The organism is Oleiphilus sp. HI0132 (assembly GCF_001635845.1).
In genome coordinates, this window is the sequence record NZ_LWGJ01001740.1 from 1 (window position 1) to 787 (window position 787).

Below are 787 nucleotides of genomic sequence, written 5' to 3' on the forward strand. Positions count from 1 at the left end.
CTTCCCGATACATTTGCTAGCAGAATAGCAAATTCGTCTCCGCCAAGGCGGGCAATCGTGTCTTCCTTTCGAACGCTTTGTTTGAGTCTGCTGGCTAAGGTGACAAGAAATTGATCGCCGATATCGTGTCCGAGCGTGTCATTGATTCGTTTGAAGTGATCGATATCTAGGCCGATTAGCGCAATCTCGGATTTGTGTCGAATTGCTGATTGAATCGCTTGGGCGCAGCGGTCTTCGAATAGGCGTCTGTTAGCCGTATCGGTAAGTGCATCGTAGTGAGCGAGGTAGTGAAGTTGATTTTGAGTTTTTCTGATGTCGGAAATGTTTTGGCCAATCAAAAGAAGCTGCGTCTGCTGGGATTCACCGTCATGATTGCTAAGGTGGTTCATGTTCCAGAGCATGGTGTGCGAAAGCGAGTCGCCACTGATAATCTCGCATTCCATATTTTCTTTACTAAGGCCGCTTTCGAGTACCTTGGTAAATTTCCATGCTGTCTCGTCCTGAATATTTTCTGGAACAAACATATCGATGAAATTATTGCCTAGCACTTGTTCTTTAGTATAAGAAAACTGAACTTCGGCTGCTGCATTCCATTGTTTAATTTTGAACTTCTTATCAAGTACGATGATCGGGATGCCGGCAGTTTCGAATAGTGCTCTGAAACGAGACGAGGTGTTTTGTAGACTCTTTTCTGCCTGCTTTCTGATGTAAACCTCATCGCGAAGTTCTTGGTTGGCGCTAAGTAAATCTTGTGTGCGTTGTTGAACAATATCTTCGAGCCTCGCTT

The 787-nt window shown here is 44.7% G+C and carries 1 protein-coding gene; it reads right to left on the reverse strand.

The features are described 5' to 3' along the window. Positions 1–787: sensor domain-containing diguanylate cyclase (locus tag A3766_RS26600; protein ID WP_156509165.1), on the reverse strand; the 787-nt coding region annotated here is incomplete at both ends.